We start from the raw sequence: 24870 nt of genomic DNA on the forward strand, positions 1-24870 counted from the left end.
GTCCAGGCCCGCCCTAGGCACGGGTGGCGTCCGAGCGGAGGAAGGCGAGCACGAGCGCGGTCACCTCGTCGGGGAACTGGTCGTGCGGGTAGTGGCCGGCGCCCTCGATCATCTCCAGGCGGCCGAGCCCGGACGGCAGCGCGTCGACCACCGCCGCACCCTCCGCGTGCGGGTCCGCCCAGTCCGGGTCGAGCGTCCCCATCACGACCAGCACGGGGCAGCGCACGTTGCCGAGTTGCGCACCGGCGTCGGTCGGCGCGCTGCGGCCCATGGCCTGCATGGCCTTCATCCGGCCCGGCTCGCGCAGCCGGGACTCGATGAGTCCGATCCGCTCCGCCCAGTCGTCCGGCCGCACGCCCGGGTACGCCACCTCGAGGTACGAACGCCACAGCCGCAGGCTGCCGAACAGGCCCGCGCCGAGCAGCCGCGGCATGCCCCGGCGGAACCGCCGCACCCGCAGGTCTCCCAGCCCCATCGACTGCTTCCGTGTGAACGGCGCCAGCTCGACGACCGCGGAGACCAGCGCGGGCTCCCGGGCCGCGGCGATGGTGGCGGCGCCGCCCGAGACCGAGTGGCCGACCAGTACGGCGGGGCCGCCCAGGTGGCGGATCAGGGCGAGCAGGTCACCGGCGATGGCGGTGCGGCTCCACTCCGGCCAGTCGACGCCGGACTCGCCGCAGCCGCGCAGGTCCACCGAGGCGACCCGGTGGCCCGCCTCGACCAACTGCGGGACCACGGCGCGGTACGCGGCACGGCTGTCCCCCACTCCGTGCGCCAGGACGATCAACGGTCCCGCCCCCGTCACCTCGTACGCGATCGTGCCACCGTCGACGGCAAGGTACTCGGTCATGCCCACTCCCCTGTTCGGCTAACGCCATTAACTAAAAGCTACTGCCATTAGCCAAACCTGTCAACGGGCCCCGAGAGGCCCTCGATCCGCAGGGGCGTGCCGCTGCGCCGCGCGCAGTACGGCCGACTCCACCTCGCGGTGCGGGAGGCCGGTCTCGTCGGCGTAGGCGGCGATGCCGCGGGCGAGGGCGGCGGTGGCGTCGGACCAGACCGCCAGGGCGACCGTCGCGTTCTCGCCCCTGTTGTTGCGATAGCGGTCGTCCGCGGTCTCGACGGCATGCCTGAGCTCGATGAGGCGTCTCGGGATTTCCATGGTCGAAAAGCCTAGGGCGGCCTGATGCGCGGCCCACTGTCTCGCCGAGCGGGAGTGTTCCCGGCGAGGGCACTCGTCTCTGCCCCGGCCGGTGCCCGTGCGGTCCGCCGCGCCGTCGCCGTCGCCGCGCGTCGCTCCGGTCCGGGCCGAGGAGGGGGGTTGACCGTGCGAGCGCGTGCCGGTTACAACGTGGATCATCCGGACGGTAAGCGGTTGCTACAGGAAGAGGACGACGCATGACGCTCTCGCTCACCCATGTCCACGGTGACCGCATCACCGTGGCCCACGGGGCGGCCGGAACCGAGCTGTTCTCCTACGTGTACCGCCCCGAGGCCGAGTGGGAGGCGCCCAAACCGTACCTCCACCCGGTCCGGACCCTGTCCGGCGCCGTCGTCACCGGCTACCGGCCCAACGACCACCGCTGGCACAAGGGGCTCCAGCTGACCGCCTCGCACCTCTCCGGGCAGAACCTGTGGGGCGGCAACACCTATGTGCACGGCGAGGGTTACCTCGCGCTGCCGGAGCGGGTCGGCTCGATGGCCCACGTCTCCTTCGAGGAGGTCGGCGTCGGCGCCGGCCGCGCCGTCATCGCCGAGAGACTGACCTGGCACCCGCACGGCGGCGAACTGTGGGCGGAGGAGGAGCGCCGCGTCGAGGCCGGCGACATCGATCCGGACTCCGGCAGCTGGACGCTCACCTGGACGTCGGCGGTGACCAACCGGCGTGCCGAACCACTGCGGTTCGGCAGCCCGACCACCCACGGACGCCCCGCCGCCGGATACACCGGCCTGTTCTGGCGCGGCCCGCGCGCCTTCCGCGGCGGCCGCGTCCTCACCGCGACGTCGGCCGGGTCCGGCCGGTCCGGCGAGTCCGCCGCGTCGCCGGAGAACGGTCCCATGGGCTCCCAGGCCCCCTGGCTCGCCTACGTCGGCGAACACGACGGACGCGACGGACACGCCACGCTCGTCTTCGAACACGCCCCCTCCAACGACCACGCGGGCGAGAAGGGCGCCCACCCGGCGCACTGGTTCGTGCGCAGCGACCCCTTCGCCGCGGTCGCGCCCTCCTGGGCCTTCCACGAGGAACTGGTCCTGGCGCCCGGCGAGACCCTCGCCCGCACCTACCGGGTGGTGGTCGCCGACGGCGCCTGGGACCGCGCGCGGGTCGCCGCGCACCTGGCGGCCCTCGGATGGTGAGCGCGACGTACGACGGCTTCCCGGCAGCGGTCGGCCTGTCCCGGCTGACCGTGTACGACTGGCCGACGGTCGACGGGCTGCCCGGCGGCGGCACACCCCACCTGCACCTGACATGCAGCGAGGGGTACGTCGTCACGGCGGGCCGGGGCACCGTGCAGACCCTCACCGCCGCGGGCTTCCGGGAGACGCCCCTGGAGCCGGGCACGGTCGCCTGGTTCACACCCGGCACGATCCACCGCCTCGTCAACCACGGCGGCCTGGAGATCACCGTGGTGATGCAGAACAGCGGCCTGCCCGAGGCGGGTGACGCCGTCCTCACCCTGCCCCGGGCCCTGCTCGCCGACCCCGTCGCGTACGCCGACGCGATCCGCATCCCCGCCGACGCGCCCGAGGCCGAGCAGGCGAAGGCCGCGCGCACCCGCCGTGACCTGGCCACCCGGCACTTCCTCGAACTCCGCGAGACCGCGGAGCACGGCGACCCCGAGCCGCTGGAGGAGTTCCGGCAGGCCGCCGCCGCACTGGTGCGGCCCCGGGTGGAGGCGTGGGAGCGGCGCTGGCGCGAGGGGGCGCACGCCGCCGCCGAGGCGACCCGGGCCCAACTCGACGCACTCGGCCGCGGGGACGGCACCCACCTGACCGCCGCCCGGGTGAGCGCGAGCGGACCGGCGGCGCGGGGACGCTTCGGGATGTGCGGCCGGCTGGCCGTCTATCCGGGCATCTGACCTGTGGTCCGGCGCGACGCCGGACACACCGGGGTGGTGTGAGAGGATCCCGGATCCATGGGCGAAACGACGGAAGCGACCTCGACCGGTGTGGTCCTCGCCGGGTACGGCCCGGTCGGGCAGGCGTTCGCCGACCGGCTGGCCCGGGACGGTGCGGCCCTCGCCCGCCGCCACGGCGTACGGCCGCGGGTGGTCGCCGTACGCGCGAGCGCGGCCCAGTGCCTGCCGGGTGCCGACGGGGCGGTGCCGCCCCGCCCGCAGTGGGGTCCCCCGAGACCTCTGGAGGAGACCTTCGACCGCACCGGGGCGCGGGTGTTCGTCCAGGCCGTCCCCTCCTCGGCGGAGCTGCGGGAGCGCGCCGCGGCGGAGGCCGTGACCGCGCTGCGCCGGGGGATCCACGTGGTGACGGCCACCAAGAGCCACCTGCTCACGCACTGGCGGCGACTGGACGAGGCCGCCCGGACCGGCGGCAGCATGATCAGGATCTCCGGCGCCACCGGGGCGGCGCTCCCGGCGGGCGACCTCTCGCGCACGTCCCTGCGCGGTATGGACTGCCGGACGATCCGGGCCTGCCCCAACGGCACCGTCACCTTCGTCCTCGACCGCCTCGCCGAAGGCGACGCGTTGAGCGACGCGATCCGTGCCGCGCGGCGCAGGGGCATCGCGGAGGCGGACCCCTCGGCGGACCTGTCGGGCGAGGACGCCGCCACGAAGGTGCGGCTGCTGGCCGCGCTGGCCTGGGGCTGGGACCCCTCGGAGGTACGGGTGCGAGCGCAGCCGGTCGACGAGAGCACCGGACGGCGGGCCCTTGACGCGGCGTCCCGGTCCCGGCGGCTGCGGGCGGTCGCCGTCGCTTCGGCGGCCGAACCCCGCGTCGTGCACGTCCGGCTGGAGGAGACGGAACCGGGTGATCCGCTGCACGCGCTGACCGGGCCCGAGAAGGCCGTGGTCTTCGGCTGTCCGGACGCGGGTGACGTGACCGTGAGCGGCGGGCGGTCGAGTCCGCTGGGCGCGGCGCTGGCCCTGGTGAAGGACACCGTGGAGGTCACGGCCCCGCGCACCGGCTTCCACTGAGACGCGGGAACGACGGCCACGGGTGCCGGACGCTCACCGCACCGTGATCACGGTCTTGCCGCGGGCGTGTCCCTCCTCGACGTGCCGTACCGCCCGCGCCGTGTCGGCCAGGGCGAAGGTCCGGCCGATGACGGGCGCGACCTGCCCGGCCCCGACGAGCGCGGTGACGGCGAGCAGGTCCTCGTGGACCGGCCCGGCCGGGGCCGCCGGGAGGATCGGACGCAGCCGCCGCCGGGTGACCGCGTCGGCCGCCGCCAGACGCAGCATGGCGCCGATCGCCCCGAACACGCGGCCGGGGGAGCCGCCGCCGTTGGCCACCAGGACGCCCGACGGGGTGAGCACCCGCCGCAGCCGCCCCGGCGGATGGTTGCCCACGTTGTCCAGGACGACGTCGTAGCGCTCGTCCTCGCCGGTGAAGTCCACCCGGGCGTAGTCGAGGACCCGGGTGGCGCCCAGGGAACGCACCAGGTCGGTGTTGCGGGCGCTGCACACCCCGGTGACCTCCGCGTCCAGAGCCGCCGCGATCTGCACGGCGAAGCTGCCCACTCCGCCGCCCGCCCCGTTGACCAGCACCCGCTGCCCGGCCCCGACCCGCCCGACGGTCCGGATGCCGCGCAGGGCGGTGACCGCCCCCATCGGCAGGGCCGCGGCCTGCTCGAAGGTCAGGTCCGCGGGCGCCGGCACCAGCAGGGAGGCGGAGGTGGACGCGTACTCGGCGAAGGCCCCCGGGCAGAAGCCCAGGACCGGATCGCCGGGGCCGAACCCCCGCACACCCGCGCCGACGTCCTCCACCACCCCGGCCGCGTCGATCCCGGCCACCCGGTGCTTCGGGCGCGTGACCCCCATGCCGCCCAGCAGCCGCGCCGCGTACGGGTCGCCGCGCAGCATGTGCCAGTCGTAGGGGTTCACGGCGGCGGCGTGCACGCGCACCAGCACCTGGCCGGCGCCGGGACGAGGCCGGTCGACCTCGCGCAGTCGCAGGCTGTCCGGCGGGCCGAACCGCTCCTGGACCACTGCCTTCATCGCCCAGCCACCATCCCCCCGGGGGACCCTCGGCACCCACCGCGCCACGCGCGGTGAGGGCACCGTAGAGGCGCCGCCCCGCCCCGTCAACGGCCGTGACCCGAGCCCGCCTTGCGCGTCGGCAGGCCCGGGAAGGCGGTCGTGCCCAAGCGCCTCAGGTGACCTCGTACAGCAGATGTGTGGCGTTCGGCGTCGGGTGCGCGCCGCGCTGGACGAGCGCGCGCGGCACCCCGGCGGTGAACAGCGGTGTTCCGGAGCCCAGCACCACGGGAGCCAGGTGCAGTGACAGCACGTCGACCAGCCCGGCGTCGAGCGCCGAGCCGATCAGGGCGCCGCCGCCCATGAGGACGACGTCGGGATCCGCGCCGGCGTGCGCCGAGGCCGTCGCGGCACGCTCGCGCGCGACGGCGACCGCGTCCGGCAGACCGGTCGTGACGAACGTCCAGTCGAGGCCGGTCAGACGGACCGACTCCGGTGGTGCACTCGTCACGACGACGAACGGGGGCCTGCCGACCTCCGCGGCGCCGTATCCGACGGTGTCGTCCCAGCCGCCCGGACCGTCGACCAGGTCGAAGAGCCGGCGCCCGAGGACGACGGCGCCCGTGCGGGCGGTCGTCTCACGCACCATCCGGCGCTCTTCGGGGTCGTCGGAGAACGCCCAGGTGTGCAGGGCCTCGCCGCCGGTGCCCAGACCGTTGCCCGGGCCGGGGTCGGGTCCGGTGACGTAGCCGTCCAGGGAGATGGAGATGTCCGCGATGATGTGGCTCATACGGGGTTGACTCGATCCGCCGCCTCGATTCATCGCTCCGGCCCGAGACGGCCGCCGGCACCGGACCGCCCGGAACGCTCGCCACACCGTTACAACGTTTCACGAGCGTCGTGAGTCTTCCTGTTCAGCCACGCTCAACCCCCGCTTCACATGGAGTTTCCCGCATGCCTCGGTTCAGCATTGTCATTCCCGTGTTCAAGGTGCAGGGGTACCTTCGCGACTGCCTGGACTCCGTCCTGGGACAGTCGTACCGGGACATCGAGGTCATCGCCGTGGACGACCACTCCCCGGACTCCTGCGGCGCGATCATCGACGAGTACGCCGCCCGCGACGACCGGCTCAAGGCCGTTCACCTGCCGGAGAACGTCGGTCTGGGGCGGGCGCGCAACACCGGCCTCCAGCACGCGCGGGGCGACTACGTGCTCTTCCTCGACAGCGACGACTCCTACACCCCCGGCCTGCTCCAGGCGCTGGCCACGCGGCTCGACGCCGTCGGGGAGCTGGACATCCTCGTCTTCGACCACGTGCGTACCTACTGGTGGGGCAGAGGCGGCCGCAGCCAGGCCGCGGACCTCATCGAACGGGCCGGCACGGACGTCTTCCGCCTCCAGGACCGGCCCGAGTACGTCCAGCTGTTCCTGGTGGCCTGGAACAAGGCGTTCCGCCGCGCGTTCTTCCTCGAGCAGGGGTTCCGCTACGCACCCGGCCTGTACGAGGACGCGCCGGTCACCCACATGGCGATGGTCACGGCCGAGCGCATCGGCTGCCTGAACAGGGTCGGTGTCGAGTACCACCAGCGCCGCCAGGGCGCGATCACGAAGACGCCGGGACGCAGGCACTTCGACATCTTCGAGCAGTACGAGGGACTGTTCGCGTTCCTCGCCGCGCGCCCGGAGCTGGCCTGGGCCACACCCATGCTGTTCGAGCGGGCCGTGTTCCACATGCTCTTCACGCTCAAGCGCCCCGAGCGGGTGAGGGCCGCCGACCGCAAGGAGTTCTTCGAGCGGACCGCGGACTTCTACGCGGCGCACGTCCCGGCGGGATTCACGGTGCCCGCGGGGCCCACCGGGGTGTACATGCGGACGCTGGCCGGCCGGCTCTACCCCGCCTACCAGGCCGCTCAACTCGCCGCCCGGGTCAAGGCGGCCGGGCCGAACAAGGTCCTCAAGGCCAAGACCAAAGCCGGCAAACACGCGTACGCGGGCCTGTACGCCCTGCGGCGCAGGCGCTCCCCGGACCCCCGCCTGGCCGTCTACTCCTCGTACGAGGACCGGCTGCCGTCCTGCAACCCCCTCGCCGTCTACGACAAGGCCAAGGAACTCGCCCCCGAGGTGCACGGCGTCTGGGTGGTGCGCAAGGAACTGGCGGGCCGGGTACCCGACGGCATCGACTACGTGGTGCGCGACTCGCGGCGCTACTGGGAGGTGATGGCCCGTGCCCGGTACTTCGTGAACAACGTCGACTTCCCGGACCACATAGTCAAGCGTCCGGGGCAGCTGCACCTCCAGACCCACCACGGAACCCCGCTCAAGCGCATGGGCATGGAGCAGCAGGCCTTTCCCGCGGCCGCCAGGGGGGTGGACTTCCAGCGCCTCCTCGACCGCGTGGACCGCTGGGACCTCAGCGTCTCCTCCAATGAGCACTCCACCAAGCAGTGGGAGCGCGCCTATCCCGGCTCCTACGCGTCCCTCGACGCGGGCTACCCGCGCAACGACCGCTACTACCGGGCCGGCGCCGAGGACGTCGCCGCCGTCCGCGCCCGGCTCGGGATAGCCCCGGGCAGGACCGCCCTGCTGTACGCACCGACCCACCGCGACTACCGGACGAGCTGGACGCCCCCCTTCGACCTGGCCCGTCTGGCCGAGGCCCTGGGCGACGACTTCGTCCTGCTGGTCCGCACCCACCACTCGTACGGCCCGAGCCCGGAGCTGACCGACCTCGCCGAACGGGGCGCCGTCATCGACGTGTCCCGTCACCCGGCCGTCGAGGACCTGTGCCTGGCGGCGGACGCGCTCGTCACCGACTACTCGTCCCTCGCCTTCGACTACGCCAACCTCGACCGGCCCATCGTCGTCTACGCCGACGACTGGGACATCTACTCCCAGGTCCGCGGCGTCACCTTCGACCTCCTCTCCGGCCGCCCGGGCGACACCCCCGGCGCGGTCGCCACCACCGAGGACGAACTCATCGACACCTTCCGCAGCGGCCGTTGGTGCGGTACCGAGGCCGCCACCCTGCGTGCGGCCTTCCGCGAGCGCTTCTGCCCGTACGACGACGGACACGCCGCGGAGCGCGTGGTACGCCGCTTCTTCCTCGGCCAGGACGCGGGACCGGCGACCGTCCCGCTCGCGCACCGAACCCCGGCGCCGGCGCCGGCACCGGCCGCCGGCTGACCGGGACCGTCCGAGCCCCGGAACGGACGCTTCCGGCCGTTTCCGGGGCGGGGCGCGCCGATTGCCGCCCGGCGAGGGCAACCGTCGCGCAGAGTACCTCCCATGACGACACCCGCGGAGTCGCTCCGCTCCCTCGCCCGCACCCGGGCCTCGCTCGACGGTGCGGAAGTCACGTACTGGTGGTCCGGGAGCGTGTACTCCTGGGCGCCCGACGAGCCCTATGAACGCCTCTTCGGCTTCGAGGGGGTCAACGTGGCCCGTCTGGTCCACGACGCCGAGGACGGTCCGGACAGCCACCGGCTGCTCAGCCGCGAGGCCGCCTTCTACCTCGACCCCTCCACCGGCGACATCCTGGAGAGCTGGCGGGACCTGCCGGTGGTGCACATCTGGAACGATCCGGCGAACCAGAAGTGGCGCCCCTTCCCGGTCCCGGCGACCGACCTCGGCGCCCAGGTCTGCTTCAGTCTGGAGATCCCCCTTTCCTACCCCTCGCCCCTGCCGGTGGCCCGGTACCCCCTCCACTCGGCAGGCGACACGTACAAGGCCCTGGAACTCTTCCAGTTCTTCGCCCACCGCGAGGACCTGGCGGGCCCGGCGCCCGGCGTCCCGGCCACCATGTCGTGGACCAGGACGTCCCCCTGGGTCCCGTGGATGGCCCGCGGGCAACGACCGGGCGGGCTCACCTACCACTGCCGGGGCCGCAGGCTCGGCGCGTACACCGAGGTCCCCGAGCGCACCCGCGCGTACATCGCCGACCACCACCCGGAGTTCGCCCGGGCGCCGGAGACGTGGAGCGAGCCGAACGAGACCAGCTGGACGTACTTCCGCAGGCTCCACCCGCCTGCCTGAGCCGCCTGCCGCACGGGTGCGGGCGACGGTCCGCCCGGCGCCGGGCGTCCGCCGCCGGGCTGACACCGGCCGGCCAGCGGCGCGACGGCGGCCCCGCGCGCCACGTGCACACGGGCGGGCGTCTTATGGTGGTCCGATGCGACATGTCCCCAGATGGGTCCTGCTCTCCTCGGGGTGCGCACCCGTGCTGCTGATCGCGGGCTGGGCGGGCGCGGCCCGTTTCGAGGGGGCGTCCTACGACCCCGTCACACAGACGATCAGCGTTCTGGGGTCCTACGGAGCCGCCGGATTCTGGGTGATGACGGCGGCGTTCCTGGCCCTGGGCGTCTGCCACCTGCTGACCGCCTGGGGACTGCGGGCCGCCGCCACCGCCGGACGCATCGCGCTCGGCGGCGGCGGGCTCGCCGCTCTGGTCCTGGTGATGCTTCCCGCGCCCAGCAGCGGAGGCTCGCTGCGCCACGGAGCCGTGGTGGTCGTCGGGTTCACGCTGCTGGCGGTGTGGCCGGTGCTGGCCGTCAACGGCGGGCCGGCCGCGCCCTGGGCACTGCGGCTGACGCCCTCGATCGTCGTGACGGCCCTGATGGCCGCCGGCGGCGTGTGGTTCCTCGTCGAGATGCAACGGCACGGTGACGCCGGCGTCGCGGAACGCGTCGTGACCTCGCTCCAGTCGGTGTGGCCCTTCGTGGTGGCCGCCTCCTGTCTCCGTCACACCCGGCAGCGGGGGTGATGCCGGGCCGTCCGTACGCTCAGCGCCGTGCCAGCGCCAGCAGGCTCAGCCCGAACATCAGGACGCCGAGCGGAAGATGGACCGACGGGACGTGCGCGATGCCGAGCACGACCTGGACCGAGGCGAGGACGAGGAAGCCGGTGGCGTGCCAGACGGGACGCAGCGGGCCGCCGCCCGGCTTCCAGGCCAGTACCGCCGCGAGCACGTACAGCATCGACGCCCCGTACATCACCCGGGCCCCGACGCTGTGCAGGGTCTCTCCGTAGGACGCGGTCAGCAGCAGTCCGGCGGAGACCGCCTGGAGGAAGATGGTCAGTGTCTGCAGGGCGATCGCGGTCTGCAGGAACGAGATGCGGCGCTGAGCGGTCGCCTGTACGGCCATGTGACGGTCCCCTTTTCCGCCCCGTGGGGCAGTTGATCGATAAGCTCTCACCAGCTCGACGACACGGGCGGGGGAAAGGTAAGGCGAGGGGGCGCTCGGGCATGGGCACGGCTGGGACGAGCACCGACGCGACGGTCGGTGAGCGGCGTCAACTGATCAACGTCGCCTACCGGTTGCTCGGTTCGCTGGCCGAGGCCGAGGACGCCGTGCAGGAGGCCTACGCACGCTGGTACGCGCTGCCCCCGAGCCGGCGGCAGGAGGTCGTGTCCCCGGGGGCCTGGCTGACGACCGTGACCGGCCGTATCTGCCTGGACGTGCTCGGCTCGGCGCGCGCCCGGCGGGAACGCTACGTCGGCGCATGGCTGCCCGAGCCGCTCCCCGACCGCGCCGAGCGGGGCCCCGGCTCCGGTGCCGACCCCGCCGACCCCGCCGACCAGATGGTCCTGGACGAATCGGTGGGCATGGCGTTCCTCGTCGTCCTGGAGTCGATGACACCCGCCGAGCGGGTGGCCTTCGTGCTGCACGACGTCTTCCGCTACCCCTTCGCCGAGATCGCCGGCGTTCTCCGGCGCACCCCCGCGGCCTGCAAGCAGCTCGCGGCCTCGGCCCGGCGCCGGGTGCGTGCCGCCCGGGCCCCCGCCCCGGCGCCTGCCGCCCAGGCCGGCCTGGTCCGGCAGGTCAAGGAGGCGTGGGAGGCCAAGGACATCGCGGCCCTGGTCGACCTCCTGGATCCGGCCGCCGTGATGACCGCCGACGGCGGCGGCCTGGCCGGTGCCGCCCTGCGCCCGGTCGAGGGCGGTGAGCGCATCGCCCAGTACATGGCCGGCATCGCCGAGAAGGCCCCCGGCCTCGAACTCCTGGAGCGGTCGGTCAACGGCGCGCCGGGCCTGGTGGCCGAGCGCGCCGGCGCCGTCCTGACCGTGGCCGCCTTCGATCTGGCCGAGGGCCGCGTCGCCCGCATCTGGGTGGTCCGCAACCCGGAGAAGCTGCGGTGGTGGAGCCGCCGGGGGTGACGGCCGCGCCGGGTCAGATGCGCCAGGAACGGAGCGCTTCGGCGATGTCGTAGATGCTCAGCCCGGTCTCGCGGACCTTCCTGATCAGGTCCGACAGGGCTCCGTAGGGCGGGTCGATCCCTTCCCCGGACTGGTCCATGTACTGACCGGTCACGAAGGCCGCGAAGAGGCTGTTGCGGTGGGGGAGCGGTTCCAGGCGCACCACCGTGTGCAGGAGGGCCGCCGCACGCCAGGCGCTGTCGGGGTTGGACGCGGCCAGGGTCGGCATGCGGGTCTTGTGGCGTGCCACCGCCGCGACCAGGGCCGAGTAGTCCGTGACGGACACGTCCTCGTTGTCCAGGGCGGCGTCCTGGACGTCCAGGAGCCAGGGGACATCGATGTACAGGGGCTCGCTCATCAGGCGGCGGTGACTCCCTCGCCGCGCTGCGACGGGGGGATCTCGTCCGGGAACGCCTCGTCGAACTCGGCGCGCAGCCGGTCCGCCCACGAGGCGGCGCCGGCGACGAACCGCTTGCGCTGCATCTCTCGGACACCGAGGTCGTGCATGTACTGCTTGAGGCTCTTGCCCTCCGCCGCTGCGGCAGCGCGCACGCCTTCCATTTCTTCCTCGGTGAAGGTCACGTTGAGTGATGGCATACGGACATGGTACCTACCCGGTACCTGAAGTGCGACCGGCAGGGGCAACCACTCCTGGAACCGGAAAGTCGCGTACCGCTCACTCTGTGTGTCCCACGGCTTGCGGCCGGCCCGTGACGATCTTCTTCGCGAACAGCCGTAAAAGGTCCGGCAATGGCGTACAACCCCTGAAGGGGTGCAAAGGTCTCAACAGGTGGCTTCAGCAAAACCAGGGGGAGGCCAGTCGATTCACGGATCGAGGTGCCATGAAGCGTTCCATGCAAGCCGTGGGGGCGACGTTGACCGCCGTCGGGGCCATCGGGGCCGGGCTGTTGGTGACGGCCCCGGCCGCCGGCGCGGCGACCGCCGTCGCGGCCGCGTCGTACAACGGCGTCTGCGGCTCCGGCTACAAGGTGGTGAACTCCATGCCGATCGGCACGGTCGGCACGGTGTACCTCACCTACAGCTCCACCACGGGCAAGAACTGCACCGTGACCATTCGCAACAAGACGGGCACACCGACGTACATGGTGGCCTACGTGCGCAACGTCGACAGCAGCGAGGACCAGGTCGACGCGGGGGAGTACCGGTCGTACGCCGGGCCGGTGTACGCGTTCGCCCGCGGCGCCTGCGTGGAGTGGGGCGGCGTCGTCGACAACCTGCAGGCCTGGAACTACGGCTCCAACTGCGGTGCGCTCGCGGCCAGGACGCCGCCGCGGGACTGGTTCGCCGGCGACCGCTGAGGCGGCCGCGCCGACCGGCCGGGGGACTCCACCGTAAGGCGGGGTCCCCACCTCTCTCAGACGGGCTTGCGCCACACGGAGACGTGCTTCGCGGAGTCCTGGGTGAACGGGGAACCGTCCCAGTCCCCGACGCGACGCTCCAGCTCCAGGCCGGCGATCCGTGCCATCAGGTCCAGCTCCGCCGGCCAGGCGTACCGGTGCCGGGAGTCGTCGCGGCGGTAGGCGCCGTCGGCGCCGTCCCGGGTGAAGTGGTGCGAGACGAGGACCTGCTGCACCAGGTCGAAGGTGTCGAAGCCGAGATGGCGCTCCGAGACGTCGAACGGCACCGCGACCTGGCCCGGCGGCAGGAACCGCAGCGGTGGCACGCCCAGTTCGACGACGAACCGGCCCCCGGGGCGCAGATGGCGTGCCGCGTTGCGGAAGCACTCGACCTGCTCGTCCTGTGTGAGCAGGTTGGAGATGGTGTTGTAGACGAGGTAGACCAGGGCGAACTCCCCGGGGACGACGGTCGTGGCCATGTCCCCGAGCGTCACCGGCAGGGTCGCCTCGTCGACCTTGCGGCGCAGTACCGCCGCCATGTGCTCGGACAGCTCGATGCCCACGACCGGCACACCGCGTTCCCGCAGCGGGACGCCCACCCGCCCGGTGCCGATGGCGAACTCCAGTGCCCGGCCGTCTCCGGCGAGTTCGGTCAGGAAACCCAGAGTCGGGTCGAGGACGGCGGGCGAGGAGTGCTCGGTCTCCTCGGCGTCGTAGCGGTCGGCGGTCTCACGGGTCCACAGCTCGCTGCTCGTCACGGACCGGCATTCTGCCGGGCGGGCGGTGGCACTGTCGAAGCCTTTTCCACCCGGGCCGCGCACCGCCTCCGGGCGGGGAGTCGTCACCTGTCGCCGCGCAGCCCGAGAAGATACCCGGCGGTCAGCGCGACCGCCCGGTCCGCGTCCGCGGCCAGCCGCACCAGGGCGCCGGTGGCCGTCGTGCCCGGGATGCCGGCCAGCGCCTGGGTCAGCCGGCCGCGGGCGGGCGGCCGCGTGCTCTCGTCGTCGAGACGGCCGACGAGGTCCCTCGCGATCCGGTCCGCCGTCGCGGCCTCACCCGCCAGCACGCTCAGCGCGTCCGCCGCGTCGGTGTCGTTCCTGCCCGCCACGACCATGTCGACGAGCGTCGGGATCGCGTCGTCCACCCCACGGGTCCCCAGTGCCAGTGCCGCATACCCGCGGACCACGGGGTCCGGGGCGTCGAGCGCCGGCCGCAGCTGCGCCGCGGCCTCCTCGCCGGGAAGCTCCGCCAGAGCCTGGACCGCACGCTTCCGCACCGCGGCCACCGGTGAGCCGAGGCCCTGGGCCAGCAGGGCCGTGCCGTCGTCGCCCGACCGTGCCAGCGCCCAGCGCAGGGCCCCGGCGACGTTGGGGTCCGTCTCGTTCAACGCGGCCTCGACCAGGGCCTCCACCGGCACCGCGGCCTCGTGGACCGACGAGAGGGCCGCGCGCTGACGGGCGTCCGCGCTCTTCGAACCGAGTGCCTGCAGGAGCGCGACGACCTGGAGGACGTCCTGCCAGCCTGCCGGGTCCGCCGCGTCGATCCGGCGCAGCCGGGTGAGCAACTCCGTCTCGGCCTCGATGCGTTCACGGGTGCGCCGGACGAGGTCGTCGACGAGGGCCGCGGGCGCGAAACCGGGCTCGTCGAGCGCCCGGCCGATCTCCCGCAGCGACAGCCCCAGCGACCGCAGACTCTCGACGTGGAAGATCCGCCGGATGTCCTCCTGGGAGTACTCCCGGTAGCCGGCACCCGTACGGCCCGAGGGCCGCAGCAGGCCGAGCGACTCGTAGTGCCTGAGCATGCGGGCACTCACCCCGGACCGTCGCGCCACCTCACCGATCAACACCGTCCTATGGTCCCTCGGGATCCGGCCCGCCGAGTGCCACGACGCGTCTGGCCTCCTCGATCGCCGGCTCGAACCCGGCGTCGGGGTCGCGCAGCAGCCGGAGGGTGGCGAGTGCGTGCGCCCGCACGGGCTCGGCCGGCGCCTTCGCCGCGGTCTCCAGAACCGCCACGACCGCCTCACCCAGCGCCACCAGCGCCCGGCTGAGACTCAACCGCGTGGGGCGGTCGCCGCGGCCCAACTGCGTCGCCAGCACCACGGCCAGCGCGGTCTCCTCGCCCCCGGGGACGAGCAGGACCGCGGCCCGCCAGGCGCTGCGCGCCACTTCGTCGTCGGCGTCGGTCAGCACCGCCGCAGTGATCACCGGCCACGCCCGCCGATCCCCGATCTTGGACAGCGTGTGCAGCGCCTGGCTCCGTGCCTGCGGACGGGTCGAGCCCACTTCACGGACCAGCCGCGGGAGCGTCAGGGACACCGGGTGCCGGGTGAGCGCCCAGGTCAGCATGTCGCGAACGAAGAACTCCGGTTCGACCGCCGACCGTTCGACGAGCGCGTCGACGAAGCGCGGGTCCGGTGCCGTGCCGACGGCCAGGGCCGCCCGCAACCGCACGGTCGCCGATCCGTTCTCCAGACCCCGGAGCGCTCGCACCGGGTCCGTGTCCTGCCCCGTCATGGTCATGGGGACCACCTCCTCGGCGAGCAGTGAAGACCTTCTCACCGTGTCAAGGTCAAGGAAGCGGTGGCCGGGGCGCCTCGGCGGGGGAGAAGATGAGCGCCATGACGGGAGAGAGTTCCTCCATCGACAGCACCAGACCCAGCATCGCCCGGGTCTACGACTACCTGCTCGGTGGCAAGGACAACTACGCGGTGGACCGGGAGATCGGTGACGTGTTCAAGCGTGACCTCCCCGGTTCGGTGGCGATCGCGTTCGCCAACCGCGCGGCGCTGACCCGGGCGGTCGGGGAACTCGTCACGACGGCCGGAGTGCGGCAGTTCATCGACCTCGGCAGCGGCCTGCCCACCGCCGACAACGTGCACCAGGTCGCCCAACGGCGCGCGCCGGGAACGAGGGTGGTGTACGTCGACACCGACCCCCAGGTCCTGGTCCACGGGCGTGCGCTGCTGGAGGAGAACGACCGCACCCGGGTCGTGCCCGTCGACGTTCGCGACCCGGAGGCGATCCGGAACCACCCGGACACCCGGGAACTGATCGACTTCGACCGCCCCGTCGCCGTCGTGTTCAGCGCCGTCCTCCACCACGTCAACGACGAGGAGGACCCCGCCGGGATCGTCCGGTACTGGCGTGACCAGGTGCCGTCCGGCAGTCACTTCTTCGTCAGCCACTTCCGCTGCGGCAACAACCCGGAGACGGTGGAGGCCGAGAAGGTCCTCCAGGGCACGTTCGGCCGGGGCAGATGGCGGACCGACGCGGAGATCGAGGCCCTGCTGGACGGCCTGGAGATCCTGGAGCCCGGGATAGTGCCGGCGCCCCGGTGGCGTCCCGAGCCCGCCCGAGGCCCGGCGGGCGGCGGCGGCGAGCGGGAGTTGACCGTCTGGGAACACCTCATCGCCGCCGGGATGGCCCGCAAGGCGTAGCGCGGTGCCGGGCCGCGGTGCGGGGCGGCTCGGACGTCGGTCGCGCGGGCGAAGGGGAGTTCCGGGACATCGCCGAACGATTCACGGCACCCTCTGCGCAATGGCCCGAATCGGCTGTCGTCCGGCCCGCGAGAGCGACTACCGTTGCCTCGGCCCGAGGTTGATCGGCGGTACCGCCCGTGAGCCGGGCGACGCGGGGGAGTGGACGAGGACGTGGGAGAGTACCGCAGGCCCCCCGGGGAGGGCGGACGGGTGACCGCCCGGCCGGCGTCGGCGGTGCTGGCGCCGCCGCTGCGCGTGTGGCTGGGTGTGATCGCGTCCCTGGCCGCGTCGGTGGTCGTCGCCCTCGGTGCGGCGTACGCCCGCGACAGCGAGCCCGGCGCCACGGACCTGCGGATCTGGACGGCGGTGGACGGAGCGGGGGCGCCGTGGCGGCACGTCGCCCTGGCCACGGACTTCGTGGGGGAGCCGGTGGGGGCCGTGCTGCTGGTCGCGGTGCTGGTGACGGGCTGCCTGCTGCTGCGGGACCCGCGCGCGGCGGTGTTCCTCGTGACCGGCACCGGCCTGACCGTGGGGGCGACGACCCTGCTCAAGCCCGTGGTGGGACGTACGATCCACGGCGACAACCTGTCCTACCCGAGCGGACACACCGCCTTTCTCACCGCGATCGCCCTCATGGTGTCGCTGCTCGCGACCGGCCGGCTCGGCCTCGGCCGGGTGGCCGGTGTGACGTGCGTGTTCGCCGCGGGGCTGGTGGCCGGCGCGGTCATGGGCTGGGCGCAGGTCCTCCTGGGCTCGCACTACCCGACCGACACCCTGGGCGGCTGGTGCACCGCGCTCGCGGTGGTGCCGGCGACCGCCTGCCTGGTCGACGCGACGGCCGACCGGCTGGCCGGGCGGAGGGCCTGCCGGCAGTCCGGTCGGCAGGCCGACGGGCAGACCGAGGAGCGAGCCCGGCCGGCCGGTCCGCCGCCGGCCCGGGCCACCGACCGCAGGGCCGACGCCGGCCGTCAGTGATGCCGTCGACGGCATCACTGACGGCCTGTCGCGTCATCGGCCTTCCGCCGCGGCCTCCGCGGCTCACACCGTGCGGCGGAACACCGGTTTCACCGCCCGCCCGCCCATCCACGGTGTGGGGTCGGCGGCGTCCAGGGCCTTGCGGTACACCGCACAGGCCTGTGCCACCACGTCGACGGTCTGATCGATGTCGGCGTCGCTGAGCGCGGCGCTCACCACGAACGACGGGGCCAGCACGCCGCCCGCGAGAAGCCGGCGCAGGAAGAGGGTGCGGTACTCCTGCGACGGCCGCCCGTTCTCGTCGAGGGTGGCGAAGACCAGGTTGCTGGCCCGGCCCCGGACGACGACGTGGTCGCCGACCCCCATGCCGGCCGCCGCCTCGCGGACACCCGCCGCCAGCCGTTCCCCGAGGGCGTGCAGCCGCGCGGTGACGCCCTCCTCGACGTAGGTGGCCTGCACCGCCATGGCCGCCGCCAGAGCGTGCGTCTCCGCGCCGTGGGTGGTGGACAGCAGGAACACCCGCTCACCGGAGTGGCGCAGCCCGCCTCGCTCCATCAGGTCCCGGCGTCCGGCCAGCGCGGAGACCGCGAACCCGTTGCCCAGTGCCTTGCCGAACGTGGAGAGGTCGGGGACGACGCCGTACAGGCTCTGGGCGCCCGCCTCCGACCAGCGGAAGCCGGTGATCATCTCGTCGAAGACGAGTACGCAGCCGTGGCGGTGGGCCAGGTCGCGCAGCCCGGCGAGGTAGCCGGGCGGCGGCTCCGTGTGCGTGGCGGGTTCCAGGACCAGGCAGGCCACCTCGTCCCGGTGCCGGGTGAGCATCTCCTCCGTGGCGGCCAGGTCCCCGTAGGGGAACGCCACGGTGAGTGCGTCCGTCGCGGCCGGCACACCGGCGGACATCGGCGTGGTGCCGATGAACCAGTCGTCGACGGAGAAGAACGGATGGTCGGCGCAGACGGCCACCCGCGGGCGTCCGGTGGCCGCGCGGGCCAGGCGCACGGCGGCGGTGGTGGCGTCGGAGCCGTTCTTGGCGAACTTCACCATCTCGGCCGTCGGCACCGTCGCGAGGAAGTGTTCCGCCGCCTCGACCTCCACCACGGACGGCCGGACGAAGTTGCCACCCCGGTCGAGCTCCCGCCGCACGGCTTCCGTCACGCGGGGGTGCGCGTGGCCGAGGCTGACCGAGCGCAGGCCGGAGCCGTACTCGATGTACCGGTTGCCGTCGACGTCCCACACGTGGGCGCCGCTGCCGTGGCTGATCACCGGCGCCAGGTTCTCCGGGTACTGGTCGTCGCCCTTGGCGTAGGTGTGCGCGCCCCCGGGGACCATGGCGTGCAACCGCTCGTTCGCCTGCCGCGACCGGGGCAGGGTCGGTTCTTCCGCGTTCACCCGGGCCGTCACCCTTCCCTGCGCTCGAGGACCTCGGCGAGGCTCGGAGCCCGCCGGTCCCGCTCGGACACCGAGGTCACCGGCAGCGGCCATTCGATGGCGAGGTCCGGGTCGTCGAAGGCGATCGTCACGTCCTCGGCGGGATCGTGCGGGCGGTCGATCCGGTACGAGACGTCCGAGGGGTCCGTCAGCGACTGGAAGCCGTGCGCGCATCCCGCCGGTACGTAGAGGGTCGTCTGCGTCTCGCCGGACAGCTCGAAGGAGGCCCGGCCCAGGTACGTCGGCGAGTCGGGCCTCAGGTCGACGACCACGTCGAAGACGGCCCCGTGCGAGCACCGCACCAGCTTGGCCTCCCCCGCGCCGGAGCGCAGGTGCATGCCGCGCAGCACGCCGCGGACCGAGCGGGACACGCTGTCCTGGACGAAGGCCGCCGGGTCCAGACCCACCGAGCGGACCACGTCGGCGTCGAAGGTGCGGCAGAAGAAGCCGCGTTCGTCGGCGTGCGGCGTCGGCTCGAACAGGTACGCGCCGGCGATCTCGGGAACTTCTCTCGCCTTCATGGTGTCTCCCGCGGGGCGTGGGTGGTGCGGTGGGCCGGGAACAGCGCCGCGGCCAGGGCGGTGTACTGCTGGTGCACGCGCCGGGCGACGGCCCGGTTCCGCTCGGACAGGGTGCGCCGCACGGGCGCCGAGTTCCGCTCCAGCTCCCGGAACTGTTCGAGCAGCCGGTCGGCGTCGGTCTCGCGGGCCGGGTGGCAGTAGGCGCCCATGCCCATCTCGGCCATGAGGGCGTCGCTCTTGGCCGAGTAGCTGAGCGCGAGGGTCGGGGCGCCGACCTTCAGCGCGCACACGATGTTGTGGTACCGGGTCGCCACCACGGCGTCGGCACACGCCGTCTCCTTCATCAGGTCGGCCAGCGAGGCCGCCTCGGCGACGGTGACCAGCGGGGAGCCCACCGCGTCGACGATGGCGGCGGCCACCGGCCGGTCGAGTTCGTCGCCGGTGAGCAGCCGGACCGGCCGGTCCTCGGCGACGAGTGCGCGCACGAACCGCGTCGTCCCGTCCAGGTAGCGCCGGTGGATCTCCTCGGCCCGGTCGCGTTCGTCGTTGTTGCCGTGGAAGTCCATGACGCCGACGCAGACCGGGCCCGGTGCGCCCGCGGGCTCGTTCGCCGCCGGTGCCGGCAGGGCGAACACCAGGTCCGCGTAGACCTCGTCCCGCGCCGTGTCCACGCCCATCGCCCGCATCGTGTCGCGGGATTGGGTGTCGCGGTAGGACCGGTACGCGGCCAGCCGCGTCGACCAGCGGGTCAGGACACGCGTCGGCCGGTTGCCGATCGGGCCGGCACCGACGCTGACCAGCCCGACCCGGGTGCCGGACAGCCGTCCCGTCGCACAGAGCAGGAAGAGCGAGTACGGAAAGCCCCACGGCCTGAGCGGCAGCGTGGTCTCCAGCACGCCCGTGCCCGGCACGATCACGGCGTCGTGCCGGCGCACCCAGGCGGCGGTGCGCACGACGTCGACGAGTTTGCCCAGCCCCTTCGCCGCGACGGCGCTCACCCGTGACGCGGTCCGGTACTCCCCGCGGTACCAGTTCAGCCGTGTCGCGGGGATTCCGTACCGCGTCGCGACTATCTCGGGACCGCCGCACATGGCGTCCACGACCGCCCCGGGATACGCGGTGCGCAGATGGTCCAGCACGGCCTCGAGCGACCCGTCGTTACCGCTGTTGCCCGATCCGAGCAGACCGAACAGGCCGATGCGCAGCGGCTTCTCGTGGGACGTCATGCCTGCCCCTTCTCGCGGCCGGCGACGAGCGAGTCGACGGAGACGGTGAGCCTGCCCGGGCCGACCGGAGCGCGGTCCTCGACCCGCTCGCCGGCGCCGGGACGGACCCGGCTGGTCAGCCACGCGGCCAGGTGCCGGTGGCACGCGCGCCGGTCGGCCGAGGACAGCGGCGCCCGCCCGATGGCGGAGACGAAACCCCAGACGTACTCCGCGAGCAGGCGGGGTGTCGGGTGCAGCGGCCCGGCCCGGCGCGGGTCGAGGTTGACGCACCGGGACCGCTTGGACGGGTTCGCCCGTTCGGCACGGGTGGGGTGGTCGCGGCGGAAGTACAGCAGCTCCGGCACCTGGTGGAAGGGCCCGTGCAGGGTGATCTCGGCGACGAACGTGCGGTCCGCGTGGTGGTAGCTGTCGTGCGGTTTCACGCGGCGCAGGGTGTCGGCCCGCATCACCCCGTAGAAGTCGTCGCCCCCGGGCTCGAACAGCAGGCTGCGGAAGCGCTCCGGGGCACGCGGCGAGTCGGTGGCGAGACCGTACGCGTAGGGGACCTTCACCTTGCCGTCCCCGTCGATGACCGCCTGGCCGCTGTGCGCGAGGACCACCTCCGGCCGCTCGTCCAGCGCCTCGACGCAGCTGCGCAGCAGGTCCCGGGCGTAGAGGTCGTCGTGCGAGGCCCACTTGAACAGCTCACCGCGGCACTGGGTGAACACGTAGTTGTGGTTCGGGGCGGCGCCGATGTTCCGGGGCAGCCGGATGTACCGGATGCGGGAGTCCCGCGCCGCGTACCGGCGGCAGATGTCCCGGGTGCCGTCGGTCGACGCGTTGTCGGAGATCACCAGTTCGAAGTCCTCGTAGGTCTGCCCGAGGAGGGCGTCCAGCGACTCGGCCAGATACTCCTCGCCGTTGTAGACGGGAAGGCCGATGCTCAGCCGGGGGTGGGGGGTCATGTGGTCCTCACTTCGGGAAGGGAAGGGTCGTGGCGCTCGCGCAGGGCGGCCCGCAGTTGCAGCCACCACACGGCCGAACCGCAGACGGACGCGGCGGCGGCGCCCCAGGCCGAACCGACCGTGCCGCCCGCGACCGCGCCGCCGAGCCCGCCGGCGACGTAACAGGCGGAGGCGAACAACTGACAGCGCAGACTGCGCCGGGCCGCGGCGAGCGCCCGCAGACCCGCCGCCGCGCCGGTGCCGAGCCCGGCGCCCGCGACGCTGAGCGTGACCGGCACGATGAGCTCCGAGGAGGCGCTCCAGACGTCACCGAGCACGAGCCCGCCGAGCCGGTCTGGCACCAGCAGCAGTGCCGCGCCCCAGAGCACGGCGGCGACGGACTGACCGGCGCCGAGCAGGAAGCAGAACCTCCCGAGCCGCTCCGGGGCCTGGCGGAGCACCCGGGCCGACTCCGCCACGGTGACCAGCGACAGGCCCATCAGCACCGCGAGGAACGGGCCGAGCAGGAGCTCCGCGCCGCGGATCACGCCCACCGCGCCGACCCCGACGATCGCGCCGAGCCCGTACGCCCGTATCTGGCTCGCGCCGCTGACACCGACGTTCTCGGCCAGGTACCGGTATCCGAGGTCGCGGTGGTCGCGGTGCCACTCGCGGGCTCCGGCCACCCGGGGCCGGATGCCGGACTGGAGACAGCCGTAGCCGGCGGCCGCCGCGGCGGAGCCGCCCCAGGCGAGGAGGAAGGCCGTCACACTGCCCACGTGGGCCGCCACCACCATCGCCGGAACGAGGGCGACCCCCCACACGACGTCGTTGACGAACGCCTTGCGGCCGGCTCCGGCGGCGAAGAACGAGTACCGCCAGGCGTCCTGCAGCAGCAGCCCCGGCAGCACGACGCCCAGGGCGGCGAACGCGGCCCCCACCTGGCCGCCGATGACGAGCCCGGTGACCAGACTCACCGTGCCGATACCGCTGCCGACGAGGAGCGCGGTACCCGAGGACCGTGCTACCGCCCCGCGCCAGGACGGTTCCGGTACACCGCTGAAGCGGACCACGAGGGGATCGGTGGCCAGCCCGCGGGAGACGTTGAGCACCACGCCGTAGGTCACCCAGGCCAGGCTGAACACGCCGAAGGCGGTCAGACCCAGCGAGCGCGCCACGTAGACGCCCACCACGAAGTTGGACAGGCTGGAGGCCGCCTGGTCGGCCAGCCCCCAGGACAGCCTGCCGACGACGCCCCGCCGGGCGGGCTGCGGCGGTGTGGTGGCCTTCTCCCCCTCGACGGTCATCGGCGTCATGCCTTGATCAGTCCGGCGCCGTGCAGGGCGTCGGCCGCGACGGCTACGGTGTCGAACGGCAGCCCGGAGCGCTGGGCGACGTCCAGCAGGCTGTGCTCGCCGTCGGAGAGGCTGAGCACCCACAGCATGGCCATCTGGGCCTGCTGCGCGTCGCTGCGGCCGCCGAGCGACTCGTACAGCCCCCGCCTGCCCAACTGCGGCTCCCCGTACGGGCTGAGGTTGACGTACCGCCGGTTGCGGTCCAGGAGCCCGAACGCCTCGCGGCACACGGCGAGGGTGTCCGCCATCGCCGCCGGGGAGACGAAGTCCAGGTTGTCCGCCGAGGTGTGGTACTCGGGGTAGCCCGCGTAAGGGGTCCGGGTGAGCGAGCCCACGCCGAGGTCGAACCCGGGCGAGCAGTACTGCCGCTCGTCGTAGCCGTACGGCGTGAACTCGGCCACGCGGTGCGGGCGTTCGGAGGCGGTGAGCACGTGCCGCAGCACCCGGTCGATCTCCGCGTCACCGCGCCGGCTCTGCTTGTACGTCAGCTGCCCCGGGTCGCCCGCGCAGGCCAGCACCAGACCGTGCTTGACCCGCTCCACCCGCTCCCGGTTGCGGGCCAGCCAGGTGATCGCCCCGATGGTGCCGGGCGCGAAGACGAACCGGTAGGTGTAGTACGGCTGCCGCTCCGCGAGCGCCCTGGCCAGGAACACCGCCACCGCGACACCGGCCATGTTGTCGTTGGCCAGCGACGGGTGGCAGACGTGGCAGGAGACGAGCACCTCGTCGGTGACCTGCCCGGGGACCACGTGCTCGGCGTAGGTGAGGTGCCCGTCGGCCAGCGTGGAGTCGACGCGGACCTCGTAGTCGCCCTCGGGAAGCGCGTCCAGGGTCTCCTGAGCCAGGCAGAAACCCCACCGGGGCTGGTAGTAGCTGGTGCGGTACGGCACCAGGGACGGCTGGTCCGGCAGGGTGTGCAGGTGCGGGCGCAGCTCCGCCAGCGGCATGGTCGCCGAAACCGGCACGCTGTACCCGAGCACGTGCAGGTTCGACGCGGCGAAGTCGACGACCCGGCGGCCGGACGCGTCGGCGACGTACGCGTCCCGGATGTTCCACTCCTGCGGCACCGTCCAGTCCAGCACCTGCGTCCCGGTCGGCACCTCGTGCACGTGCAGAGGGATGTACTCGTCGACGATCCGCAGGGTCGCGCGCACACCGTCGCCCGTGATGCTCCGGCACAGCGGGTACAGCCGCTCCACCAGCGCGTACATCTCCTCCCCCGACTCGGTCATCGGCGCCACCGCAGGGTGTCGTCGACGGCACCGGCGCCGGAGGCCTCGCGCAGCACGGCGAGCCGGGTGAAGCGGCGCTCGAAGTCCTCCCGGGTCAGCCCGTGCTTCCGGTAGGCGTCGGCGAGTTCCAGGGCGCCCTGCTTCACCGTCCACTCGCAGTCGAAGCCGGGGACCGCCGCGCGGAACCGGGAGAAGTCCACCCGGTAGGAGCGCGGATCGGCGCCGGTCTCCCCGGTGATCACCACCTTGGAGCCGGACACCGCCGCGGCGACCTCCTCGGCGATCTCGGCGACCGTGACGTTGTTGACCTCGCTGCCGATGTTGAACGCCCGGTCGTGCACCGCCTCGCGCGGCGCCTGAAGGACGGCCGTGAAGGCCCGGGCGATGTCGGCGGCGTGCACCAGCGGCCGCCAGGGGGTGCCGTCGGAGAGCACCAGGACCTCGCCGGACAGCAGCGCGTGACCGACCAGGTTGTTCAGCACGATGTCGGCGCGCAGCCTGGGCGAGTACCCGAACGCGGTGGCGTTGCGCATGTACACCGGGCTGAAGTCGCCGTCGGACAGCGCGTGCAGGTCGTCCTCCACCCGCACCTTGGACTCCGCGTACGGCGTCACCGGCCGCAGCGGCGCGTCCTCGGTCACCAGCTCGCCGCCGCCCGCGGCGCCGTAGACCGAGCACGTGGACGCGTACAGGAAGCGCTGCACCCCCGCGTCGCGGGCCAGCCGGGCGAGCCGTACGGAGGCGTGGTGGTTGATGTCGTACGTCAGCTCCGGCGCCAGCGAGCCCAGCGGGTCGTTGGAGAGCGCGGCCAGGTGGATCACCGCGTCCACCCCCGCCACGTGCTCGGCCGTCACGTCGCGCAGGTCCACCCGCTGCCCCGGCGGGTCGTCGGGCGCCGGTCCCAGGACGCAGTCGGCGAACAGGCCGGCGTCGAGGCCGACGACCTCGTGTCCGGCGGCCTTGAGGACCGGGACCATCACGGTGCCCAGGTAGCCCTGATGACCGGTGAGCAGTACGCGCAA

27 protein-coding genes are annotated in these 24870 nt (G+C 73.3%); 10 read left to right on the forward strand and 17 right to left on the reverse strand.

Translation table 11 applies throughout. The features are described from left to right. Positions 1-13: 13 nt before the first annotated feature. Both ACIBCJ_RS03510 and ACIBCJ_RS03515 read right to left on the reverse strand, forming a co-directional pair. Complete coding sequence (locus tag ACIBCJ_RS03510) at positions 14-850, reverse strand: alpha/beta hydrolase (RefSeq protein ID WP_362098238.1); 837 nt, start codon at positions 848-850, stop codon at positions 14-16. A gap of 60 nt (positions 851-910) precedes the next feature. Continuing rightward, entirely contained in the window at positions 911-1162 is a 252-nt protein-coding gene (locus ACIBCJ_RS03515; RefSeq protein ID WP_362098241.1) for a hypothetical protein, read from the reverse strand. Positions 1163-1398: 236 nt separating this feature from the next. Here ACIBCJ_RS03515 and ACIBCJ_RS03520 point away from each other — a divergent pair, with 236 nt between their 5' ends. Genes ACIBCJ_RS03520 through ACIBCJ_RS03530 form a run of 3 tightly spaced genes read left to right on the forward strand, consistent with a single transcriptional unit; the run spans position 1399 to position 4154 of the window. Next, positions 1399-2358: a PmoA family protein gene (locus ACIBCJ_RS03520; protein ID WP_365978626.1), complete on the forward strand. Its 960-nt coding sequence runs from the start codon at positions 1399-1401 to the stop codon at positions 2356-2358. Continuing rightward, positions 2352-3080: a cupin domain-containing protein gene (locus tag ACIBCJ_RS03525; RefSeq protein WP_365978625.1), complete on the forward strand. Its 729-nt coding sequence runs from the start codon at positions 2352-2354 to the stop codon at positions 3078-3080. Before ACIBCJ_RS03520 ends, ACIBCJ_RS03525 begins: the two co-directional genes overlap by 7 nt. Positions 3081-3137: 57 nt before the next feature. Then, positions 3138-4154, forward strand: coding sequence for a homoserine dehydrogenase (locus tag ACIBCJ_RS03530; RefSeq protein WP_365978624.1), 1017 nt, complete (start codon positions 3138-3140; stop codon positions 4152-4154). Positions 4155-4187: 33 nt separating this feature from the next. On the opposite strand, the gene ACIBCJ_RS03535 is transcribed toward ACIBCJ_RS03530, so the two are convergent. Then, on the reverse strand, positions 4188-5177 hold the full coding sequence (locus tag ACIBCJ_RS03535; protein ID WP_365978623.1) for an NAD(P)-dependent alcohol dehydrogenase: 990 nt from the start codon (positions 5175-5177) through the stop codon (positions 4188-4190). A 154-nt stretch (positions 5178-5331) separates the two neighbouring features. Continuing rightward, a complete protein-coding gene (locus ACIBCJ_RS03540; protein WP_365978622.1) occupies positions 5332-5946 on the reverse strand; it encodes a dihydrofolate reductase family protein in 615 nt (204 codons plus the stop codon). A gap of 164 nt (positions 5947-6110) precedes the next feature. On the opposite strand from ACIBCJ_RS03540, the gene ACIBCJ_RS03545 reads away from it, so the two are divergent. From ACIBCJ_RS03545 to ACIBCJ_RS03555, 3 genes are all read left to right on the forward strand, one after another. After that, complete coding sequence (locus ACIBCJ_RS03545) at positions 6111-8339, forward strand: bifunctional glycosyltransferase family 2 protein/CDP-glycerol:glycerophosphate glycerophosphotransferase (RefSeq protein ID WP_365978621.1); 2229 nt, start codon at positions 6111-6113, stop codon at positions 8337-8339. 102 nt (positions 8340-8441) lie between these two features. Continuing rightward, positions 8442-9188, forward strand: a complete 747-nt coding sequence (locus ACIBCJ_RS03550) for a DUF1838 family protein (protein WP_365978620.1) — start codon at positions 8442-8444, stop codon at positions 9186-9188. 136 nt (positions 9189-9324) lie between these two features. Next, positions 9325-9915 (forward strand): DUF998 domain-containing protein, encoded by a 591-nt coding sequence (locus ACIBCJ_RS03555; protein WP_365978619.1) that lies wholly within the window; start codon positions 9325-9327, stop codon positions 9913-9915. Positions 9916-9934: 19 nt separating this feature from the next. On the opposite strand, the gene ACIBCJ_RS03560 is transcribed toward ACIBCJ_RS03555, so the two are convergent. Continuing rightward, positions 9935-10297: a hypothetical protein gene (locus ACIBCJ_RS03560; RefSeq protein WP_133884671.1), complete on the reverse strand. Its 363-nt coding sequence runs from the start codon at positions 10295-10297 to the stop codon at positions 9935-9937. Positions 10298-10398: 101 nt separating this feature from the next. Here ACIBCJ_RS03560 and sigJ point away from each other — a divergent pair, with 101 nt between their 5' ends. Further along, positions 10399-11310, forward strand: coding sequence for an RNA polymerase sigma factor SigJ (gene sigJ / locus ACIBCJ_RS03565; protein ID WP_365978618.1), 912 nt, complete (start codon positions 10399-10401; stop codon positions 11308-11310). 13 nt (positions 11311-11323) lie between these two features. Here sigJ and ACIBCJ_RS03570 read toward each other — a convergent pair whose 3' ends face one another. Further along, a complete protein-coding gene (locus ACIBCJ_RS03570; protein WP_133884669.1) occupies positions 11324-11707 on the reverse strand; it encodes a toxin Doc in 384 nt (127 codons plus the stop codon). Next, entirely contained in the window at positions 11707-11946 is a 240-nt protein-coding gene (locus tag ACIBCJ_RS03575) for a hypothetical protein (protein WP_164457822.1), read from the reverse strand. Before ACIBCJ_RS03575 ends, ACIBCJ_RS03570 begins: the two co-directional genes overlap by 1 nt. Positions 11947-12203: 257 nt before the next feature. Between ACIBCJ_RS03575 and ACIBCJ_RS03580 the strand changes: the two genes are divergently transcribed. Next, positions 12204-12668 (forward strand): spore-associated protein A, encoded by a 465-nt coding sequence (locus ACIBCJ_RS03580; RefSeq protein WP_365978916.1) that lies wholly within the window; start codon positions 12204-12206, stop codon positions 12666-12668. A gap of 56 nt (positions 12669-12724) precedes the next feature. Here ACIBCJ_RS03580 and ACIBCJ_RS03585 read toward each other — a convergent pair whose 3' ends face one another. The 3 genes from ACIBCJ_RS03585 to ACIBCJ_RS03595 all read right to left on the reverse strand — a co-directional run bounded on the left by ACIBCJ_RS03585 (position 12725) and on the right by ACIBCJ_RS03595 (position 15229). Then, on the reverse strand, positions 12725-13465 hold the full coding sequence (locus tag ACIBCJ_RS03585; RefSeq protein WP_362098274.1) for a class I SAM-dependent methyltransferase: 741 nt from the start codon (positions 13463-13465) through the stop codon (positions 12725-12727). A gap of 83 nt (positions 13466-13548) precedes the next feature. Then, the gene (locus ACIBCJ_RS03590) at positions 13549-14553 is read right to left on the reverse strand and encodes a MerR family transcriptional regulator (protein WP_362098277.1); all 1005 of its coding nucleotides are present in this window, start codon (positions 14551-14553) and stop codon (positions 13549-13551) included. A 4-nt stretch (positions 14554-14557) separates the two neighbouring features. Next, on the reverse strand, positions 14558-15229 hold the full coding sequence (locus ACIBCJ_RS03595; protein WP_365978915.1) for a HEAT repeat domain-containing protein: 672 nt from the start codon (positions 15227-15229) through the stop codon (positions 14558-14560). Between the two features lie 98 nt (positions 15230-15327). Between ACIBCJ_RS03595 and ACIBCJ_RS03600 the strand changes: the two genes are divergently transcribed. Together ACIBCJ_RS03600 and ACIBCJ_RS03605 are read left to right on the forward strand one after the other, a co-directional pair. After that, positions 15328-16146, forward strand: a complete 819-nt coding sequence (locus ACIBCJ_RS03600) for an SAM-dependent methyltransferase (protein ID WP_365978617.1) — start codon at positions 15328-15330, stop codon at positions 16144-16146. Positions 16147-16398: 252 nt separating this feature from the next. Then, on the forward strand, positions 16399-17163 hold the full coding sequence (locus tag ACIBCJ_RS03605) for a phosphatase PAP2 family protein (RefSeq protein WP_365978616.1): 765 nt from the start codon (positions 16399-16401) through the stop codon (positions 17161-17163). Positions 17164-17226: 63 nt separating this feature from the next. Here ACIBCJ_RS03605 and ACIBCJ_RS03610 read toward each other — a convergent pair whose 3' ends face one another. The 7 genes from ACIBCJ_RS03610 to ACIBCJ_RS03640 are packed head-to-tail and all read right to left on the reverse strand — an operon-like array spanning position 17227 to position 24870. Continuing rightward, positions 17227-18552 carry a glutamate-1-semialdehyde 2,1-aminomutase gene (locus ACIBCJ_RS03610; protein WP_365978615.1) on the reverse strand — a complete coding sequence of 442 codons (1326 nt, stop codon included), beginning with the start codon at positions 18550-18552 and terminating at the stop codon, positions 17227-17229. 8 nt (positions 18553-18560) lie between these two features. Further along, complete coding sequence (gene rfbC / locus ACIBCJ_RS03615) at positions 18561-19112, reverse strand: dTDP-4-dehydrorhamnose 3,5-epimerase (RefSeq protein WP_362098289.1); 552 nt, start codon at positions 19110-19112, stop codon at positions 18561-18563. Beyond that, on the reverse strand, positions 19109-20338 hold the full coding sequence (locus tag ACIBCJ_RS03620) for a polysaccharide pyruvyl transferase family protein (protein ID WP_365978614.1): 1230 nt from the start codon (positions 20336-20338) through the stop codon (positions 19109-19111). The genes rfbC and ACIBCJ_RS03620 overlap by 4 nt, the downstream gene beginning before the upstream one ends. Beyond that, entirely contained in the window at positions 20335-21282 is a 948-nt protein-coding gene (locus ACIBCJ_RS03625; protein ID WP_365978613.1) for a glycosyltransferase family 2 protein, read from the reverse strand. The genes ACIBCJ_RS03620 and ACIBCJ_RS03625 overlap by 4 nt, the downstream gene beginning before the upstream one ends. After that, a complete protein-coding gene (locus ACIBCJ_RS03630; RefSeq protein WP_362098298.1) occupies positions 21279-22577 on the reverse strand; it encodes a hypothetical protein in 1299 nt (432 codons plus the stop codon). The genes ACIBCJ_RS03625 and ACIBCJ_RS03630 overlap by 4 nt, the downstream gene beginning before the upstream one ends. Beyond that, entirely contained in the window at positions 22574-23848 is a 1275-nt protein-coding gene (locus ACIBCJ_RS03635) for a DUF4910 domain-containing protein (RefSeq protein ID WP_362098301.1), read from the reverse strand. Before ACIBCJ_RS03635 ends, ACIBCJ_RS03630 begins: the two co-directional genes overlap by 4 nt. Next, positions 23845-24870: an NAD-dependent epimerase/dehydratase family protein gene (locus tag ACIBCJ_RS03640; protein WP_365978612.1), complete on the reverse strand. Its 1026-nt coding sequence runs from the start codon at positions 24868-24870 to the stop codon at positions 23845-23847. Before ACIBCJ_RS03640 ends, ACIBCJ_RS03635 begins: the two co-directional genes overlap by 4 nt.

This window comes from Streptomyces sp. NPDC051136 (genome assembly GCF_044455745.1).
GTDB lineage: Bacteria > Actinomycetota > Actinomycetes > Streptomycetales > Streptomycetaceae > Streptomyces.